Origin of the sequence: Achromobacter sp. ACM01, assembly GCF_014851745.1 — a bacterium.
Lineage (GTDB): Bacteria > Pseudomonadota > Gammaproteobacteria > Burkholderiales > Burkholderiaceae_B > Achromobacter > Achromobacter aegrifaciens.
Window position 1 is genome coordinate 86338 of record NZ_JACVAF010000004.1, and the last position, 20066, is coordinate 106403.

At 64.4% G+C, this 20066-nt stretch carries 17 protein-coding genes; 10 read left to right on the plus strand and 7 right to left on the minus strand.

Annotation, left to right across the window (positions count from 1 at the left end; genetic code table 11):
• The first annotated feature begins 13 nt into the window (after positions 1-13).
• A complete protein-coding gene (locus IB268_RS20825; RefSeq protein ID WP_054457677.1) occupies positions 14-403 on the plus strand; it encodes a hypothetical protein in 390 nt (129 codons plus the stop codon).
• Positions 404-410: 7 nt separating this feature from the next.
• Here IB268_RS20825 and IB268_RS20830 read toward each other — a convergent pair whose 3' ends face one another.
• The 7 genes from IB268_RS20830 to IB268_RS20860 all read right to left on the minus strand — a co-directional run bounded on the left by IB268_RS20830 (position 411) and on the right by IB268_RS20860 (position 8784).
• Positions 411-2273: a sensor histidine kinase gene (locus IB268_RS20830; protein ID WP_192354751.1), complete on the minus strand. Its 1863-nt coding sequence runs from the start codon at positions 2271-2273 to the stop codon at positions 411-413.
• Positions 2270-2962 carry a response regulator transcription factor gene (locus IB268_RS20835; protein WP_054457679.1) on the minus strand — a complete coding sequence of 231 codons (693 nt, stop codon included), beginning with the start codon at positions 2960-2962 and terminating at the stop codon, positions 2270-2272. Before IB268_RS20835 ends, IB268_RS20830 begins: the two co-directional genes overlap by 4 nt.
• A gap of 106 nt (positions 2963-3068) precedes the next feature.
• Entirely contained in the window at positions 3069-3854 is a 786-nt protein-coding gene (locus IB268_RS20840) for an EAL domain-containing protein (RefSeq protein WP_192354752.1), read from the minus strand.
• A gap of 81 nt (positions 3855-3935) precedes the next feature.
• On the minus strand, positions 3936-4310 hold the full coding sequence (locus IB268_RS20845; RefSeq protein ID WP_175182035.1) for an Hpt domain-containing protein: 375 nt from the start codon (positions 4308-4310) through the stop codon (positions 3936-3938).
• Between the two features lie 48 nt (positions 4311-4358).
• Positions 4359-4988, minus strand: coding sequence for a response regulator transcription factor (locus tag IB268_RS20850; protein ID WP_054457682.1), 630 nt, complete (start codon positions 4986-4988; stop codon positions 4359-4361).
• An 11-nt stretch (positions 4989-4999) separates the two neighbouring features.
• Positions 5000-6625 carry an ATP-binding protein gene (locus IB268_RS20855; RefSeq protein ID WP_225591451.1) on the minus strand — a complete coding sequence of 542 codons (1626 nt, stop codon included), beginning with the start codon at positions 6623-6625 and terminating at the stop codon, positions 5000-5002.
• A gap of 77 nt (positions 6626-6702) precedes the next feature.
• On the minus strand, positions 6703-8784 hold the full coding sequence (locus tag IB268_RS20860; protein ID WP_192354753.1) for an ATP-binding protein: 2082 nt from the start codon (positions 8782-8784) through the stop codon (positions 6703-6705).
• A gap of 305 nt (positions 8785-9089) precedes the next feature.
• Between IB268_RS20860 and IB268_RS20865 the strand changes: the two genes are divergently transcribed.
• From IB268_RS20865 to IB268_RS20905, 9 genes are all read left to right on the plus strand, one after another.
• A complete protein-coding gene (locus tag IB268_RS20865) occupies positions 9090-9620 on the plus strand; it encodes a fimbrial protein (protein WP_054457685.1) in 531 nt (176 codons plus the stop codon).
• 82 nt (positions 9621-9702) lie between these two features.
• A complete protein-coding gene (locus IB268_RS20870) occupies positions 9703-10515 on the plus strand; it encodes a molecular chaperone (RefSeq protein WP_119450220.1) in 813 nt (270 codons plus the stop codon).
• 17 nt (positions 10516-10532) lie between these two features.
• Positions 10533-13037 carry a fimbria/pilus outer membrane usher protein gene (locus IB268_RS20875; RefSeq protein WP_192354754.1) on the plus strand — a complete coding sequence of 835 codons (2505 nt, stop codon included), beginning with the start codon at positions 10533-10535 and terminating at the stop codon, positions 13035-13037.
• Between the two features lie 83 nt (positions 13038-13120).
• Positions 13121-14092 (plus strand): fimbrial protein, encoded by a 972-nt coding sequence (locus IB268_RS20880; RefSeq protein ID WP_192354755.1) that lies wholly within the window; start codon positions 13121-13123, stop codon positions 14090-14092.
• A gap of 35 nt (positions 14093-14127) precedes the next feature.
• Positions 14128-14928 carry a winged helix-turn-helix domain-containing protein gene (locus IB268_RS20885; protein ID WP_125470510.1) on the plus strand — a complete coding sequence of 267 codons (801 nt, stop codon included), beginning with the start codon at positions 14128-14130 and terminating at the stop codon, positions 14926-14928.
• Between the two features lie 338 nt (positions 14929-15266).
• Positions 15267-15827, plus strand: coding sequence for a fimbrial protein (locus IB268_RS20890; protein ID WP_054457690.1), 561 nt, complete (start codon positions 15267-15269; stop codon positions 15825-15827).
• A gap of 13 nt (positions 15828-15840) precedes the next feature.
• Positions 15841-16572 carry a molecular chaperone gene (locus IB268_RS20895; RefSeq protein WP_225591444.1) on the plus strand — a complete coding sequence of 244 codons (732 nt, stop codon included), beginning with the start codon at positions 15841-15843 and terminating at the stop codon, positions 16570-16572.
• Positions 16573-16653: 81 nt separating this feature from the next.
• Positions 16654-19275 carry a fimbria/pilus outer membrane usher protein gene (locus tag IB268_RS20900; protein WP_192354756.1) on the plus strand — a complete coding sequence of 874 codons (2622 nt, stop codon included), beginning with the start codon at positions 16654-16656 and terminating at the stop codon, positions 19273-19275.
• Entirely contained in the window at positions 19272-20033 is a 762-nt protein-coding gene (locus tag IB268_RS20905) for a molecular chaperone (protein ID WP_225589052.1), read from the plus strand. The genes IB268_RS20900 and IB268_RS20905 overlap by 4 nt, the downstream gene beginning before the upstream one ends.
• Positions 20034-20066: the final 33 nt, after the last annotated feature.

Genomic DNA, 20066 nt, shown 5'->3' on the forward strand with positions numbered 1-20066 from the left:
GAAGGAGCTTGCCATGCCATCAATGAGACAACTCGCCCGCGCGGCCGCGCTTGCGCTGTTGCTGCCCGGCGCGGCCTACGCAGAGACCGTCGTGCTGCAGGTGGCGCGCGCCACCGCCGGCGCCGACCCGCAAACCTCCGCCAGGACGGTAGACGTCGAACTCAAGCCCGAAAGCCGCCAGGCCCTTGCCGACTTCACCCGCGACCGCGTGGGCAAACGCATCCAGCTGCGGTCGGGCGGCGTGCTGTTGTCTTCCGCCACGCTGCAAAGCCCGCTGGAAGGCGACAGCTTCCGCATTACCGCGGGGGAACACGGTTTTGCCGGAAAGTCCGCCGAGGAGATCGCCCAGAGCATCATGAAAAGCGGCGGACTGACGGTGGACGACGAGAACACCGCCAAATAGCCGGCCTTCAAGCCTGAGGCGTGCGCAGCCCCAGCGTGGCGGTCAGCGCAGTGCGCCCCGGCTGCGACGCAACGTCCAGCTCGCCCCCTACCCGGGCGATGCGGGCGTGCATGCTGCGCATGCCCACGCTGATGCCCGCGCGCAGCACCGCGGCCACGTCGAAACCGACGCCGTCATCCTCGATGCGCAGCTCCAGACGGTCGGATTCGGACTGCCGCAGTTCCAGTTCCACGCGCCGGGCGCGGCTGTGCTTGAGCACGTTCACCAGCGATTCCTCAACCAGCCGCGTCAGCGCCATGCACTGCAGGGCGCTGGGCGGCGTGCGCCATAGCTCGGGCACCCGCCAGGTGGCGCTGATGTCCAGCTCGTCGAACAGCTGCATGAAACGGTGGCGCAACGGCGCTATCCATTCCCGCGGTGTGGCCGGCACCGTAACGCCCGCGCTGGAACCGCTGTCTATGGTCTGCCGCAGATCATCGCGCAACAGCTTGAGCATGGAAAGAAACTGCTGGCTGTGCAGCGGCGCGCTGGCCTGCTCCACCACGGCCATCATGCGGACCAGGGAGCCTCCCAGCCCGTCGTGCAGATCGTGCGCGATCTGCAACCGGTCCTGCAGCCGGGCATTCGTCAGCGCCAGCGCATGCTCGCGCTCCAGCGTGGTGGCGAGTTCGGTGCGCGCCTGCTCGATGCCGCTGGCCAGCTCCTGGTTGAAGCGCTCGATGCGGCGCACGCTGCGCGCATGGCGCAGCCCCAGCACTGCGGACATGCATAGCGTGACCACCACGCTGGTGAAAGGCGTGTAGGTGGCCTCGCCGTCGATAAGCCTCAGCATCAGCAGCAGATCGTGGGCGCAGGCAGCGAAGAAGGCCAGCAGGCATGCCGCCAGCATGGCGTGCTCTGGCCGGCGGGTGCGCAGCGCGTGAAACGGAAATTGCAGGCAATTGGCGAAGAAGATCGCCGACACGATCAGCACCACGCTCAGCTGCACTTGCGGCAGATGCCCCTGCGGCACGAAGGCCATCGCCGCCAGCAGCACGGCCGCCAGCAGCCATAGCGCCTTCTCGATGCGCGGCAAGGACTGGTCGCCAAAGCGCCATGTAAAGACGCAGAAGCAGGCCACGTACAGCACCAGCACCATGATGTTGGCCCGAGCCGCCGTCAGGCTGTCGGGGAACGGCCAGGGACTGGTCACCAGCACGTTGGCAATGAACAGCACCCAGAACAGGGCCATCAGCGCGTACCAGCCAAAGGCGCGCTGTTCGCGCCGCATGAGCCAGATGAAGAAACACAGGCCGCCCAGGACGCCCGAGACGATCAGGTTGAGCGTGAACAACGTGCGGTTGCGCCACCACAGGTCTTCGTACTGCTGCAACACCGTCCACTGTCCGCCCAGACGCACCGGCCCCAGGCCGGGCGTCTGCCCCGCCACGCCGACCACGCGGATCCACAAGGTGTTCTCGCCCGGATGCAGCAGGGCGTCGGGAATCACCCAATAACGCGGCACATTCCAGCTGCGCGACAGCGGCTCTGTCAGGTGCGGATCGCTCCAGATCCGTTCGTCATTGATATAGACCTCACCCGCCATGACGATGGATTCCAGCGCCAAGGCCACCTGCCCGGACGCCGTGCCGGCGCAATTGCGCGTCCAGCCGATCCGGTACCAGGCGGTACCGCTGTAGCCCGGCCAACGCGCGCTCCAGTCGTCGGGCAGTTCGACCGCCTGCCATTGCGCCGGCTCCGGACGCCTGCCATCGTCGCCGCCCTTGGCAACCTGTACCGACTGCACCTGCGCCGTACAGGCGTCAGCGGGCTCCTGGGCCCACGCCGGCGCCAGCCATAGCGCCAACCACAGGACGGCCAGCCACTTCAATCGAGCAAGCCGCGCGTGCGCGCCGCGTGTATGGCACGCGTGCGCGAGGAGACCGCGAGCTTGCGGTAGATATGCTTGACGTGGCATTCGACGGTGTAGCGCGACAGATGCAGTTCCTCGGCGATCTCGCGGTTGCCCAGTCCCTCGGACACCAACCGCAGGATCTGGCTTTCGCGCGGACTCAGGGTTTCGACGGAATCGCCCGCAGCCTCGTCGGCGCGTTCGGCCCGCCTGGGGCGCAGTTCTTCGATGATGCGTCGGGCCACGAAGGGATCGATAGGCGCCCCGCCCCGCAGCACGCTGCGGATGGACAGGGACACCTCCAGGTCGTCTCGTTCCTTGAGCACATAGCCCGTGGCGCCCGCGCGCAGCGCGGCAAGAATCGCGTCTTCCGTGCTCCATGCCGAAATCACCAGGATCGCCAGGCTGGAATCCTCCGCGTGCATCTCGGCGATCAAATCGGTGCCGTTGCCGTCGGGCAGGCCCAGATCGACCAGAGCCAGCGCAAACGGCTGGCTGGCGAGTTGCTCGCGCGCCTGCGCCAGCGTGGCGGCAAACACCAGCGCCTCCGGCGCATAGCCAAGCTGCAGCAGCAGGCCTTCCAGCCGGCGGCAGATCAGGGGTTCGTCCTCCACCAGCAGCACCGGGGCAGGCAGGGTCGACTCGGAAGCAAGCATGTGGGCGGTCATCGGATGAGAGCGGGCGGAATTGCCCAGCCTGAACTATGTCTCAGCCGCGCGAAACCGCATATCCCTGGAAGTTGGTATTTTCACAGGAATTTCGCATCAGGTGAGGCTACCGCTTCCGGCTCTCGATGAACTCGGACAACACGACGGGCGGCGACAGCACATAGCCCTGCCCGTGGCTGCATCCCAGGGACTGGAGCAGAGCGATGTCCGGCGCGCTTTCGATGCCTTCGGCAATCACGCGCAGGCCGAGCCGCTCCCCCAGCAACACCGACAGGCGCGTGATTTCCCGCGCTTTCCGGTCGCGGCGGATGCGGCGCACGAAGCGTCCGTCTATCTTCAGTTCGGCGATGGGCAACGCGTTCAAGAGCTGCAGCGAAGCATAGCCCGTTCCAAAATCGTCCATGCTGACCTGGCAACCGGCCTTCGCAAATTTCTTCAAGGACTTCCGCAGCATCTCGAGGCGAGTGATGGGCTGGTCTTCCGTCAGCTCGATCCGGAAGCGCGTCAACGGAATGTTCGCCGCGGCGGCGTGACGCGCCAGGACGTCGACCGCATCATGGCTCGACAAGGTTGAGGCCGAGGCGTTGATCGCCAACGGCACGTCGATTCCCTCTTCCTGCAGCGCCTGCGCTGCGGCGACCGCCAGGCGGCAGATCTGCTCAAAAAAAAGCAGGTCCAGGCCCAGTCGATGGACGGCGGGAACGAAATCGGCGGGTCCGATATCGCCCATGGTCGGATGCTTCCAACGAGCCAGACATTCCGCTGCGACCATTTCGCCGTTCATCAGGTTGAATTGCGGCTGTAGGGCGACGCTCAAGCCATCGCCTCGCCATGCCATCGACATGACTTCGTGGTCGCCAAGTTGCTGGCATTGCGCTGCAGCGCGTTTCATACATCGTTCCTGGTGGACTGGGGAAGGAAATTCACATACAGCCACTCTACGGCGCTTCGAGAGCGAAAAATGTAGGAGGATTCAGAATGTGCGGTTCACTCGCTCCAGGACTGCACTCAAATTTTTGACGACCGGGACATAGTCGGCCAACAGTTCCCCACGCGCCTGGCCATCCTTCCTGCCGAGCATCGCCTCAACGCGCAGGCAAAGTTCAACCAAGGCGCTGCAGCCCAGCAATTGCGCGGTGTTCAGAATCCGGTGCGCATACCGCTTGACCTCCGCCCACTGCTCCTGTTCGATCGCCAGCAGCAAGGCATCGACGTCCTTCCTGTGGTTGACGTGCAGGCTATGCGCCAGCTCGGCGGCAATGTCCAGGTCGTTGCCTACCTTGGAAAGCAGTTCATCCCGCAGCACCGCCACCGCCTGGATCTGCGAGTTTTCCTGCTCGGGATGCATGGCCGAAGCCGCTGGGTTCTGCACGCGGAAATATGCCCTATGAGAAATTCACATCGATATTTTCGATTTTCTGGCGAAATCGACTAATTCAACCAGGGAACCGATCTGCAATTTGGTCATTATCCTGGTCTTGTGCGTGCTGACCGTCTTATTGCTGATGAATAGCGCGTCACCGATCTCCTTATTGCTCAATCCTTGGGCCAGCATCTGCGTGACGACCATCTCCTTATTGGACAGCAGTTCAAGTTTCTTCTGGTAGGCATCCGCCACATCCACCTGGCCTGCCGTCTTGGCCGAATTCGGAAACACGCGGTAGCCAGCCAGCACGGACTCGATGCAACGGATCAGTTCCTTGATCTCCAGCCGCTTGCTGGCGTAGCCGCAGGCGCCGAGTTCGGCCACGCGCGACGCGAAGACCGACGGATCATGCGCCGACACCACCAGTATCCGCAAGTCCGGATTGATGGCAAGGATTCTGGATATGGCTTCCAGGCCGCCCATTTTCGGCATGTCCAGGTCCAGCACGATGAGATCAGGGCGCTCGCTGCGGGCCAGCGCCAGCGTATCGACCCCGTTGTCCGCCTCCAGTATCCGGCTGGCGCTGGGCAAAAGCGCAATCTGCGTTCTCAGAACCAACCGAAACGCGGGATGGTCATCAACAATCAAGACAGTCGACATGCGGCCTCCCTTCAGTGGATCTTGGGCACGCTGGCCAGCGGCCGCCTGGCATGCGCGAGGATGAACGACTGCAGCGTCTGCAGGTCTACCGGCTTGATCAGCACGGCGTTCATGCTGGCTCGCGCGCCGGACGCCAGATCGAGTTCAAGTTCGCTTGCGGTATAGCCCAGCACGGGCGTGGCCGCATTCACGCCGCCGCCGGCTCTCAAGGCAGCAGTAAATGCATTGCCGTCCATGACGGGCATGACGCAATCGCAGATGATCAGATCAAACTCCATCCGTTCGGCCAAGGCCAGACCCGCCGCGCCGTTCTGCGCGAATTGCGCGGAATGCTTCAACATCCGCAACTGATGCTTGAGCAGCAGCCGGTTGGCCTCATGGTCGTCGATGACGAGTATGCGCAGGCCGCCGGCGTCGGCCACCGTTGGCGCAGGAGCCGCTGCCACGGCGGCATTTTCCGAAGGCGGCAGCGCCAAAGGCAAGCGCACCGATATTCTGGCGCCCTGCCCGGCCGTACTGGAAATTTCCATGGAGCCCCCCATCAAGCGCGTCAGTTCGTTGCATATGGACAGCCCCAGTCCGATAGTGACGCCTTGCTCCCCGACCACGTGTTCAAAGTGCGGGGCAGCCAGTCTGGCCTGGATATCCTCGGCAATCCCGGGGCCGGTGTCCGCGACGCACAGCGTGATCCACTGCACCTCTTCCGTGGCGGCCCCGGCGGTCAGCGCGACATCGATACGGCCATGCCCCGTGAAGCGGACCGCATTGGACAACAGCTTATCCAGCAGTTGCTTCAGGCGAACGGGATCCGAGAAATGACGCTCGGCAATGTCGCGGCCGATGTCCAGGGTCAACTGCAGGCCTTTTTCTTGGGCAGCGCCCCGAAATGATGCCAGCGTGTCGGCCGCCAGCGCGCGCAGATCGACGTTCTGCCGTCGCAGTTGAAAGTGACCGGTTTCCAGCTTGGATATGTCGATCAGGCCGCTGATCAGGGACAACAGCGATTGCGCCGACTGGCGCGACACGGCAAGTCTTTCATACGTCTCGCTGACGAGTTCCCCGCGCGCCAGCATCAGTTCAAGCATGCCGATAATCGCATTCAGGGGGGTGCGGAGTTCATGGCTGATGAACGCAAGATACGTTGATTTCATCAGGTTGGCCCTTTCCATATTGAGCCGAGTTGTCGACACGTCCCGCAGCATGTCGGGAAAGCCACGAAAGCGTGCGCTGCCCCCGATCAACCCGATGATGGCGCCGTCCTCTCCGCGCAACGGCGCGGCCCAAGCGGCTACCCCACACGTAGGATCATGCTCGAACGGATGTTCGCGGACCAGGGTTTCACCGCCGGCCAGCACTTGACGATAATCGTCGATTATCTCGTTCAGGTTGGGCGGCGGTTCGCTGCCCGAGTCCGGCGCGGACAGGGACTCCAGCGGAACATGCAGAGGGCGACTCCAGCCCTCGCTGCGGCATGTAGCGGCGTACTCCCTGAGCGCGTCATTGCGCGTCACCAGATTCAAATCCAGATCGCGGATGAAAATCCCGGCGGGTAGCGTATCCGCCAGGCGCGCCAGCCGGGCCAGTTCGCCGCGCGGCGACCTGGCGCTGCGCATGCGCACCGCGAGCCAGACCAGCATCAAGACCAGCGCCGCAGCCAGCGCCAGATTCAGGAATACGGAAAGCGTGAGTATGGAGTCTGCCTCGCGATGGACCACTATGGCGCTCCATCCCGTGCACGTCCGTTCGCGACGCAGGCCGCCGGCAGGCAGGAAGCGACCGCGGCTTCCAGCGCGCGCAGATCCGCAGGCTTGACCAGCGCCGCGTTCATGCCAGCCTGCAAACCCGCCTCATGGTCTTCCCGGCGCGCGTCGGCCGTGTATCCGAGCACGGGAACGGTGGCGCACTCGCCCGCGCCGGCACGCAGCGCCCGGGTGAACTCTGCCCCGTCCATGTCCGGCATCATGCCATCGCAGACCACCAGGTCGAACCTGCCTGCTCTGGCAAGCGCCAAGCCCTGCGCGCCATCCTCCGCCGTCTGGACGGCATGGCCGAGGAATTCCAATTGGCTTTTCAACAGCAGGCGGTTGGCGGCCTGGCTTTCAACCACAAGCGTCCGCAACCCGGTGGCGGGTCGCTGAGCCATTCCGAGCACGGTCTCTTGCGACGGGTCGCGCCGCTCGCCGGATCCGAGCATCAGCGGCACGCGGACATGGACGTGCGTACCCTCGCCCACGACGCTGGAGATGCGGATGGTTCCGCCAACGCGATGCACGATCTGCCGACAGTAGTGCAAGCCCAGCCCGGCGCCATCGGGCGAGGCGCTCAGCCCGGCTTCGTAGCGGGAGGCCGACAGCTTCTGCTGTATGTGCGGATCAATGCCGCTGCCGGTATCGATGACCGACAGCGAGACCCATTGCCGGCCATCTTCCACCGGGGTGGCGTCCAGATGTATCCGGACGCCGCCCCGTTCCGTGAATCGGATGGCGTTGGACAGGAAATTGTTGAGCAACTGATTCAACCCCTGAGCGTCCGCCATGTGGCTGGCGGCGACCCCGGGAGCCACCTCCAGCGTCAGGCTTATGCCCTTTTCGTAGGCGCTGGGAGCGAACAGCGCAACCACGTCGGCTACCACCCTGCGCAGCGAATGGGATACGCGGGCGCATGCCAGATCGCCGGTCTCCATTCTGCGCGTATCGACGATGGACGGAATCAACTGGAGCAGGGACCGCGTAGACAAGCGAACGGTCGCCAACATTTCTTTCGACTGCCGCGGCATCGCCGCGTCAAGCGACGCCATTTCCAACAGGCCCGCCATGGCGTTCAAGGGATTGCGCACATCGCGGCTGACCGCCGCCAGGAACCGCGTTTTCATGTCATTGATGCGTTCTGCCCGGCCACGTGCGCTTGCCGAATCCTCCAACGACTGGCTATGGCCCAGGAAGTACATGCCCTTGGCGAAAACGCCTATGACCTGATCTTCAGCGCCAAACAGAGGAAAAATCTGGGCCTGGATTGCCGCCCGGATTCCGGCGGCTCCTGGCAGCTCCTGGCTGTAGTCATAAGAGCGCGGTTCGCCGGTAGCCACCGCAGCCTGGAACTCGCGCACGATGACGGCAACTTCGGGCGGCACCTGAATCTGATCCTTCTCTGCGCCGGAGAGGAATCCCAGATCGATGTGCTCGGGCCTGGCCCATCCGTTCCTGATGACGATGTCCGAAAAGCGCCGCATGCCATCGCTGAGCCCGACCAGACGCAGCGATTTTTCCCGAATAACCATGTCCACAGGCGCCGCGGCGATCAAGCGCGCGGCTTGCCTCAAATGCGCCAGCAGATCGTGGCTTTTATTCGCCGTGCCTTTCAGTGCCAGCAGGACCCATAGCACGGCCAGAAACAAGACGCCGTTCAAGGCCCAGGAGAGGATCGCAGCAGATGCAAGCTGTTGCTGCAGCGAGGCGGCGATGGTCGGCGCGCTCAGCGCACATAGCACGACAACAAGAATCGCGGCCGCCCCAATTGCCATCCTGATTCGAACGGCATTGCCGCGTCGTATAGCGCTAGCAAAAACTTCAGGCTTCATCTGGAGATTGTCGATGGTCGTGCCTATGGCTGAATTTGATATGCGCTGCGCAACGGCGATTTTATCGCAGAAGGCATCGCGCCACCCCTCCGCACGCGTCGCCGGCCCCATAAATTCCGCGTAACGTTGCTTCCAAATCACGGCCCAAAAAATACCAAATAGGACCAATAAAACCGCCTCATTTCGCCAAGGTTGGCAATTATTGGAAAGAATCGTCAATTGTCGTTTTCATATGAAATTTCATACAACAAGAAGGGAGAATTCCTACAAATTCAGAATTCCGATTCTATTAATTTTCAGTTGCCGACGAAATGCGGAATACGGGATTCGGAGGAGCAGGCGAATGAATTATCCGGCTGCGTCCTTTTATCAATTGTTCGAATTGAATTTTGATAACAACTGAATCGCACGGAAGTTGATTCCTGAAAACCGAAATAAAGCATTTCGCAAGTCGGTCGCCCTCTGCTTTCAGTAATCCCCAGGCGGCGCTTTTGATTATTAATCGACTCAGGATATTCACTTCCATGAACAAGAACATCATTATCAAGTTTGCCCTGCTCGCCACGGCAGCCGCAGTTTCCCAAACCGCCCTGGCTGAGGACGGCCGCATTAACTTCATTGGCGAAATCGTCGATGCCCCGTGCGATGTCTCGCCCCAGGCAACCAATCTGGTCGTCCCGCTTGGGAAAGTGTCCCGGACCACCCTGGACGGCGCCGTGGGCAAGTACTCGACGCCCGCGCAATTCGAACTCCAGCTGGCCAATTGCAGCGCCACGGCCAAGGGCGCCAGCGTGACGTTCACCGGCACCGCAGACACGATCAACACGGACACACTGGCGATCGGTATCGGCGAACTGGGCAGCGCCACCGGCGTGGCCGTCGAGCTGCGCGATTCCACCCAGAAAAAAATCAAGCTGGGAGCGGAGTCCCCCGAATACACGCTGCGCGCCGGCACCAACAATCTGAAGTTCGGCGCCGTTTATGTGTCGACCGCCAACACCGTCACCGTCGGCCCCGCCAACGCCACCGCGCAGTTCACGGTGAACTACAAGTAACGCCGCTTTGCCGGACCGCCAGCCCCTCAAAAGCGGGGCTGGCCGCAAGCCTACTCGCAGCAGGCGGTTCCACGAGAACCCGATGGCTTGCGAGCACAACATCGAGATCCCCATGCTGAAAGACATCGCGCAACGGTTCGTGCACAAGGCGCGGCCCTTCATGATTTTCGCCCTGGCGGCCACGCTGGCCCACGCCAATGCGGCAGCCGGCGTGCTGGTCGGCGGCACCCGCGTCATTTTCAACGAGAAGGACCGCGAGTCCTCCATTCCCGTCAAGAACACTGGCGTGTCCCCTTACGTCGTGCAGGCCTGGATCGATGCAGGCGAAGGCGCTGCCAAGGCGCCGTTCGTGGCAAGCCCGCCGCTGTCGCGGCTGGACCCAGGCCAGGAAAACGTGCTGCGCATACTGCGCCTGGCCGGCAATCTGCCTCTCGACCGCGAATCGGTGTTCTGGCTCAACGTCAAGGAAATTCCGGAAAAAAGCCAGGACGAAAACGTACTGCAGATCGCGGTGCGCACCCGCATCAAACTGTTCTACCGGCCGTCGGGCCTGGCGGGCAAACCCGGCGAACAGCGTCAGCAGTTGCAGTGGGCGGTCGCCGCCGGCGGCAGAGGCGCTGTGCTCAAGATCGCAAATCCGTCTGCCTATCACGTCACCTTCGCCACGCTGAACGTCAATGGCGGCCAGCAGGAGATCAACGGCGGCATGGTGTCGCCCGGCGGCACCCTGGAGTACCCCTTGTCCGGGCTGTCCGCGCCCAGGGACGTGGACGTCGTGTTCACGACCATCAACGACTACGGCGCCGAGACCCCCGAGGAAAGAGTCCGCGTACCCAGCGCCCAAGTTCCGGTCCACGTCAAGGCCGAGCCCGTCGCGCCTGCCGCAAGCCGTTAATGCCCGGAGCTCATGCAATGAATGGCGTATCGCAGGGTCGCATGCCCCCTTTCGCGGCATTGGCATCGCTGTTGCTGGGCCTGGCTTCCTTTTCCGCTCAGGCCGCCGAGCCGGCGGGCACGGTCTTCAATCAGGAATTCCTGGGTACGGGCGGAGACCAGCCGCAGGCAGACTTGTCCATCTTCAGTTTCGGCAATAGCGTGCTGCCGGGCGAGTACCTGGCCGACGTGTTCGTCAACGATCAGTCCATGGGCGCGAGCCGAATCATCGTCGAAGTCCAGGAGGGCCTCAAGCAGCCCTCGGTCTGCCTGACCCGCGGCCAATTGGAGAACTGGGGCGTCAACATGGCCGCGCTGCCCGAATCCGCGGGCGCGGACGGCGCCTGCGTGGACCTGCCCGCGCTGGTGCAAGACGCCGCCGTGAATTTCGATGGCGGCAAGCAACGGCTGTATCTGAGCATTCCGCAGGCCGCGCTCAAGCGCGCGGCGCGAGATTCAGTCGACCCGTCGCGCTGGGACAAGGGCATCACCTCGGCCCTGCTGGACTATCAGCTCAATATGTCGCGCCAGGGCGGAGGCAACTCCTCCAACCGCGGCGCCGAATCGCCCTACGCGGCCTACGCCGGATTGCGCGGCGGCTTGAACTTCGGCGACTGGCGCCTGCGCCACGCCTCCAACTACAACCGCGGCACCAACGGTCGCGGTGAATGGCAGTCGCTGGAAACCAATCTGCAGCGCGACCTGCGCTCGATCAACGGCCAATTGCTGCTTGGCGACGGCAACACGCCGGGCAACTTTTTCGATAGCGTGCCATTCCGCGGCGTGCAGGTCTCTTCGGACGACTCCATGCTGCCGGACAGCATGCAGGGCTACGCGCCGACCATACGCGGCATCGCCCAGACCAATGCGCTCGTCACTGTCAGGCAGAACGGCTACATCGTCTACAACGCCTATGTCGCGCCCGGCGCGTTCGTGCTGGACGACCTGTACCCGTCGTCCTCCGGCGGCGACCTGGAAGTCACCATTACGGAGTCGGACGGGCGCCAGACCCGTTACGTGCAGGCCTATGCTTCCGTGCCAACGCTGTTGCGCGAAGGCACCTGGCGCTACAGCGCCACCGCCGGACGCTATCGCAGCGCCTCCGGCTCCGACGAGCGTGAACCCACCTTTGTGCAAGGCACGATCGCGCGCGGCCTGGGCCAGGAATTCTCGTTGTATGGCGGCATCACCGCGGCCAGCATCTATCAATCCGCCCTCGTGGGCGTAGGCAAGAATCTGCGCAGTTTCGGCGCGATTTCGTTGGACCTGTCGCACGCGCGCACCTCCACCGAGCGATTGAAAACGCAGGGCCAGTCCGTGCGCTTCCTGTATGCCAAATCCCTCGACGAAATCGGCACCAACTTCCGCGTCGCCGGCTATCGCTATTCCACCAGCGGCTACCGGACCTTCCGGGAAGCGACCGGCGTCGACGATTTCGAGCCGGGCTACAAGATGCCCAGCCGCCGCAACGAACTGCGATTCGAGGTAAGCCAGTCGCTGGGCTCTTGGGGTTCGGTCTACGCCTCGGCGCGCCAACAGTCGTACTGGCAGACGAATCAAAAAGAGCGGCTGATCCAGGTCGGATACTCCGGTTCCTACAGACAGGTCAGCTACAACGTCTTCGTCGACATGAACACCGGCCGCAGCGGTTCGAATGACCGCCGGGTCATGCTGTCGATGTCGATTCCGCTGGGCGCCTCGGGCAGCAGCGCCCACTACTCCCTGACCACCGGCAACAATGGCGAGACCAGCCACGCGGCCACCGTTTCCGGCTCCGCGTTCGAAGACAACCGGCTCAGCTACAACCTGACTGCGGCGACCTCCAACCAGAACGGCGTCAACAGCTCCGGCAACGCCTACTACTTGTCCAGGATCGGCCGCCTCGACCTGGGCGCGTCGCAGGGACGCAACTACAACCAGATCAACGCGGGCCTGTCAGGCGGCATCGTCGTCCATGCCGGCGGCGTGACGTTCGGCCAGCCTCTGGGTGAAACCGTGGCGCTGGTGCACGCTCCGTCGGCGGAGAACGTGCGCTTCGAATCGCATCCAGGCGTCAGCACCGATGCCAGCGGCTACGCCATCGTGCCGAGTCTGAGCCCGTACCGTCCCAACCGTCTGGCCATGCTCACCGCAGACCTGGGCGACACCGTCGAAGTCAAGAACGCGGCGGTGAATCTGGTCCCCACTCGCGGCGCGGTGATACGTGCCGGGTTTGAGACGGTGGTTGGCTATCGCCTGATGCTGACGCTGACCCGCAAGGACAACAGCGTGGTGCCGTTCGGCGCGCGCATCGACAACGAGGCGGGCCAGGAAATCGGCATCGTCGGACCGGACGGCCAAGCCTTCGTGACCGGCGCGCAGCAGTCCGGAACGATGCGCATCGTCTGGGGCCGCGGCGCAGCCGACAGCTGTGGTGTGTCCTACACCCTGCCGCAAGAGGACCGCCCCGCTCCCATACGCGAAGTCGCCTACATGTGCCTGTGATGCCTGGCTTGGCGATTGCAAGCTTGAGGAATGAAAAACAAATGAAAGACTCTCGGATCAAGAAAAAAAGATGCACTGCCGGCATGCTGGCACTGTCGTGCATGGCGTTGATGCTGGGTGCATATGCGCCGCAAAGCCTGGCAGCGTGCGCCCTGGGAGAAGGTATCGCCCGGAATGTGATCAACATCTCCTTGGGCAATATCGTCGTCCCGCCGGAAAAGGGACCGAGCAGGGTAGTGCCGATCGCGGACAGACGATTCCCCATCAGCCACAAAGACAACGCGCTCCTCGTCTGCAAGGATGGAGGGGGAAAGGCGCTAGCGTCCCTGCACAAAGGTACGGTCGTAGACGATACCCACATCTATCGCACCAACATTCCCGGTATCGGCATACGCATCGGAATGCGACCGGGCGATCACGTCGGAACCTTCTATTTCCCGACGACCTGGTCCCTCTCCGGCACAGGCACGGAGACGACTATCGGCAACAAGGGCTGGATTCACGTCCAGCTCTTCAAGATCAGCTCCGACACCGGCAACGGAGCCCTGGAGGAAGGGACTTACGCCACGCTGTACGCGCAGGACGCGCCAGGGGACTCCCTGAAAGTGATACTCACCGGCAGGACCACGGCCATTGTCACTCCGTCGTGCACCGCCGCTCCCACTCCGCCCGTACAGCTGGGAAAGGTCTGGAAGAACCTGTTCAGCTCGGTCGGCAGCACAGCAGCCGAACAACGCTTCAACATCAAGCTGAACTGCCGCGAGGCCAAACCCGAACTGAACGCTGTCTACCTGCGCATGGACGCAAAACCCCACGCGTCAGGCGCGCCCGGCGTGATCGCCTTGAGCCCCGACGCCAATTCCGCCACCGGCGTCGGCATCCAGCTCCTGGACAAGGACCGTCAGCCGGTCAAGTACGGCGACAGCGCCTTGGTCGGCATGTCCAAGGACGGCGTCTATGACGTGCCGTTCCACGTCCGCTACTACCAGACCGCAAACCAGGTGACGGCCGGCGCGGCGAACGGCACCGCCACCTTCACGCTTGAATACAAATGATCTTCCCAGCTTCCACGAACCACAGGCCATCGATCATGAAAAAGCCCGCATTCAACCACACCGTCCATGTCTGCGTCGAAGCCATAGAGCCAGCGGCGACGCTAGTCCAAGGGCTGGGCGACCGCGCCCAGATGGTGTGCCTGACCCAATCCGCGCTCCGCTTGCAGGAACAGCTGGCCGAACCCGGATTGCACTACGTCGTCATGCACGGCAGCGTCGAATGGCTGGCCGCCATGCTGGGCGCGCGGCGCGGCCCCTACGTCACCGGACTGGTGGTCATGATCACCGCCAACGATTCCTCCAATGCGCGGGCCGAACTGATATGCGCCGGCGCCGACGCCTGCCTGGCCTCGAACGCGGGCATCGACGAACTGCTGGCGGCGCTGAGCAGCCTGGAACGCCTGTCCTCGGCATTGCGTACTCGCCTGCAGCGCGAAGCCACCCCCGCCGCCGACGCCCTGGCTCGGCAGCGGCGCGCCTTGACCGGTACAGTCGCGACAGTCCGCGTCACGCCGGTCCGGGAATGGGCCCTGATCGAAGCGGAGAAAACGCTGCGCGCGCCTGACAGCGCCGGCAAGATCGCGTTGAGCAACAAGGAATTTGCGCTGCTGTCGTGCCTGCGCGGGCATGACTTCCAGTACTGCAGCATTGCGGATCTGCACCGCGAAGTGTGGCCGGATGCGGCAAGCCGCCCCATCCACCTGCAACGCGCCATCGTCTCCAGCGTGGTCGGGCGGCTACGCCGACGGGCGCGCATGGCGGGAATCGAGCTACCGCTGCGCACAAGCTATGGACAGGGCTACACCTTCGTCCATCCGCTGAACAACGCCAACTAGCGACGGCGCCAATCGCGACGCAGCAATGGCGGCGGTTGGCTCCCGATCAACGCGACCCTGCGCAAATTCGTATTTCTCAGATGCGGAAATCGATGTCTTCCGACTAAATTTCCCGCCCCCGCGCCATAAAGTATCCGTACTCGCCGGCCCGCGCAGATTCGAGCGCACAACCGACGGGTACGAGCCGCCTGGATATCGCCGCATTCGCGGCGTCGGGCCTTACATGAATCCCCAAAAAGATCGCTGCCTTCCGGATGCGCAAGGACCGTCCCGGTCCGACCCGCGCCCGGGACGGTCTCGATCGCCGCGGGCAAGCCTAGCTTCAAAGGAAATACAACATGAAACGCAGTCTCGTCGCCTCTCTCCTGGCCTCCGGAGCCCTGGTCTCCGTGCTCGCGCCGGTGCCCGCCCACGCGGTTGACGGCGTCATCAACTTCATGGGCGTTATCCGCGCTCCCGGTTGCGACATCAACGGCAACACCCCGGGCCTGGGCAACACGCAGACAGTGCAGCTGGGCACGCCCACGCCGGAGGAAGTCGGCCTGGGCAATGCCGTCGAAGCCGAGTTCCAGCTGAATCTCGCGGGCGGAGCAGGCTGCACCGACGGCCGGAAGGTCCGCATCATGTTCGACCCGACCAACGCCACGCCAGCGGGCAACCTGGCGCTGCTGGATGCCGACCGCGCGCCCAACGTCGAGATCCAGATCCGCAACAACGCGACCGGCAACACCGGCATCATTCCCATTGGCGGTTCGGAAACCACGCCGCAGGTCGCCACGATCACGGGCAATCCGGGGACGGCGGAACTGAAGTACGCCGCCAAGTATGTCGAGGTCGGCGGCGCGGCGGGCGCAGGCTCCGGCGCGTCGAGCATCAAGTATCTGCTGTCCTACAACTAAGCGCGGGCCGGTCATGGCGTCGATAGCGCGCATCGTTTCATCCCTGGCTGCCGTCTGCGCCATGACCCTGTGTTCCTGGGCTACACCAGTCCGGGCCGGACTGGTGCTGCAAAGCACGCGCCTGGTCATCTCGCCGGATTCCCGCGACGCGACGCTGGCCATCCGCAACGCGGGCGCCGGTCCCGTGCTGGCGCAGAGCTGGCTGGACGACGGCAATGCAGACAGGTCGCCGGCGGACATGCGCGTGCCTTTCGTCCTGGCGCCAGCGGTCGTGCGGGTGGACCCGGACAGCGGCGCGGTGCTGAGGATCTCATACACCCGCGAGCCGCTGCCCGCCGATCGCGAGAGCCTGTTCTATCTCAACGTGTTGGAAACGCCGCCGCGCGATCCGAACGAAGCCAATGTGCTGATCTTCCAGTTCCGGTCGCGCATCAAGGTTTTCTTCAGGCCAGCCGCGCTGCGTCCTCACGTTCAAGCCGCGCCGGCGCTGTTGAGCTGGAGGCTGCGCGGACGCGCGCTGGAAGTCACGAACCCGACGCCTTATTACGTCTCCTTCGCCAGCGTCGATCTGGTCGCAGGCGACAAGCGCACCGTGCTCGAAGGCGGCATGGTCGCGCCATTCGACAAGGCGCGCTTCGAATTGCCGTCCCGCGCGGCCAAACCCGCGGGCCGGGTCTCGGTCGAGTACGAGGTCATCACCGACTACGGCGGAACCACGAAGACAAAGCAGGCCGTTACCGAGTAAAGGCGCGGCGCAGCTTGCGCCCGCGAACCACAGAGCTGACACGTCCCGATGGAAAATCTACACGCAAGGGCTTGCCCCCGCTTGCCAGACCCCGCTCGTCCAGCGAATCGGCGCCAGGCGGCGGGAAGGCTCGCATCCGGTCTTGCCGCCGCGCTGGCGGTCTGGGTCGCTCCCGTACAAGGCAAGCAGGCGTTCTTCGACCCGCAGATGATGTTCCAAGGCGCAGGCGGCACGACCATCGACACGAGCCGCTTCGAGCGCGGCAACTTCATGGAGCCCGGCCGGCACAAGCTGGACGTCTACGTCAACGGCCAGTGGCGCGGCGTGGAGGAGGTCCCGTTCCGCCTCCTGGCCGGCAGCGCCAGCGCCACGCCGTGCTATGACAGCGCATTGCTGGCGCGCCTTGGCCTGGACGTCGACAAGGCCGCGCGCGGCGAGGGCATGCTTGCGCTATCCTCGACCGCGGCCTGCGGCGAGCTGTCGCGCTACGTGCCCGGCGCGCAGGTCAAATTGGAGGTGGCCGAGCAGAAGCTCTATCTCACCGTGCCCAAGTATTATCTGCGCCTCTCCACGCCCGGCGCCTACGTGGATCCATCGAACTGGGACTTCGGCGTGACGGCGGCGCGGCTGAACTACAACAGCAACCTCTTCACCTCTGAAAGCCGCGGCACGCGTACCACGCGTGGCTATGCGGGCCTGAATGCAGGCGTCAACGTGGGCGCATTCCGGCTGCGCCACTACGGCAGCGCGACCTGGTCGCCGGGCCATGGCGCGAACTATCAGCGCGGCTATACCTATCTGAAGACCGACGTACCGGCGTGGAAGTCGCAGCTGTTGATGGGAGAAAGCTCCACCGACGGCGACCTGTTCGACTCCGTATCGTTCCGGGGCGTGCAACTGGCCAGCGACGAACGCATGCTGCCCAGCGCGTTGCGTTCCTACACCCCGGTTGTCCGCGGCACGGCCAACAGCAATGCCCAGGTGTCGGTGTACCAGCGTGGCTACCTCGTCTACGAAACCACCGTGGCGCCCGGCCCTTTCGCGCTCGAAGACCTGCAGGCGGCGGGATATGGCGGCGACCTGGACGTGCGTATCGTGGAGGCGGACGGCAGCGCGCGCAGCTTCGTCGTGCCCTTCGCCACCACCGTCCAACTGCTGCGGCCCGGCACCAGCCGCTACAGCCTGACGGCGGGGCGGGCGATAGATCTGGGCATGGGCAGCAGTTCGCAGTACTTGCTGCAGGGCACGTTCAAGCGCGGGCTGGGCGACATGTACACGGGTTACGGCGGTCTCGCTTTCACCCGGCACTATGGTTCCGCGCTGGCCGGCGCCGCGGTGAACACCGCGCTGGGCGCATTCGCGGCCGACGTCACGCTATCCCGCGCCGAGCTTCCGGACGAAGGCACGCGGACGGGCGCCAGCTACCGCCTGTCGTACAGTAAGAACCTGCCCAATAGCGGCACCAACTTTTCGCTCCTGGCCTACCGCTATTCCACCAGCGGCTTCGTGGGCTTGCGCGAGAGCATCGCCCTGCAAGGCGCGCCACAGCGCTACCGCTGGTTCGGCGACGTGGGCCGCACGCGCGGACGGCTCGACGCCAACATCAGCCAGCAGCTTGGCGTCAACGGCGGAAACGTCTACCTGTCGGGGTCGGCCATCCAATATTGGCAAGGCCATGGCAACACCATCAACTTCGCGCTGGGCTACAGCAACCGTTGGCGCGACATTTCCTATTCCTTCGGCGTGCAGCGCATGCAAAACCTGGCCACCCGAAATTCCTACCGGGGCGGCGGCCGCGACAACTCCACACTGGTCACCGTGAACCTTTCGATTCCCCTGGGCCGGGCCGAGCGCGGCGCTCCCATGCTCAACAGTTACTACAGCGCCGATTCCCGCGCCGGCGCCAACTTCACCACCTCGGTCGCGGGCTCGATGGGCGAGTCCGACCAAGGCACCTATTCGGTATCCGCCTCTCATGCCAGCCGCGAGAACGCCAACTCGGCAAGCGCAAACATCGGCTACCGCCTGCCGCAGTCCTGGGTGGGAGCGGGTATTTCGCAGGGAGCGGGCTTCCGCCAGGCATCGCTGAACGCGTCGGGCGGCGTGCTTGTCCATGCTGGCGGAGTGACCTTCTCGCAGACGCTGGGGGAAACGGTCGCGCTGGTACGCGCCGACCACGCGCAAGGCGCGCAGATCGGCTACGGCGGCGACCGCCTGGACGCCCGCGGCTATGGCGTCGTCGCCAGCCTGAGCCCCTACCAGCTCAACACCGTCGACATCGATCCGCGCGGCATCCCCGACGACGTGGAGCTGCAGGCCAGTTCGCGCAACGTGGCGCCGCGCGCCGGCGCAGTCGTGCTGCTGTCCTACCCGACCCGCGTGGCCCGGCCGGTGCTGATCGATGCCCGCCAGGCCGACGGCGCCGCGCTGCCCTTTGGCGCGGAAGTGCTGAACGCCGCCGACGGCAAGCCGGTGGGCGCGGTGGGTCAGGGCAGCCGCATCGTCATGCGGGTGGAACAGGATCAAGGCCGCGTCATCGTGCAGTGGGGACCGGGGCTGCAGCAGCGCTGCACCATCGACTACGCCCTACCCGAGCGCGCGCGGCAGCGCGCCCGGGGCTACGATGAGATTTCGCTCACCTGCGCGCCGATGCCGGCGGACGGCGGCAGGCCCACGGGCCCCGGCCCGCTGGCGCGCCGATGATGGGCCTGCTGCGCGCATGCGCACCGCGCCTGACCGCCGGCCTGCTGATGGCCTGCATGGCAGCCTGGGCGCATGCGGACCTGACCGTGGTTGGCACACGCTTCATCTATCCAGCGCAAGCCAGGTCGCTGACGATACGCACCAGCAACTCGGGGGAGACGCCCATCCTGGTGCAGACCTGGCTGGACCAGGAGCAAGCGCAGGCGCGCACCGATCCCAGCAAGCTGCCCGTCCCTTTCGTGCTGACGCCCCCGGTCTACCGGCTGGATGCCGGGGAGCGCAAGGCGCTGGAGCTGCGCTACACGGGCGAACCCCTGCCGGGCGACCGCGAATCGGTGTTCTGGATCAATTTCCTTGAAATCCCTTCGCTGCAGCCGTCGCGCCGCAACCAGTTGCAGCTGTCGTTCCGGCTGCGGATGAAGGTCTTGTTCCGTCCGCCGGCGCTGCAAGGCGATCCTCGGGAGGCCCCGGCGCAAGTCGCGTGGAAGTACCGGCGCTCTGGAGACGCCGCTGCGCCATGGCAGCTGGAAGCGCACAACCCCACCCCTTTCCATGTGTCGCTGGCACGGCTGGAGCTTCCCGCCGCGGCGGGCGTGCAGCGCCTGGACGGTTTGACCGTGCCGCCGTACGCCACCTCCCGGTTCGCGCTACCCGCCGGCCATCAACCCCAGGCGCACGCAAGCACGCTGCGCTACGAGGCCGCCGATGACGCCGGCGACCTGATCCACGGCGCGGCAGCGCTCGCAGCCGCAAACTGAGTCCAAGCCGATCCCGGCATCCAGGAGTACACC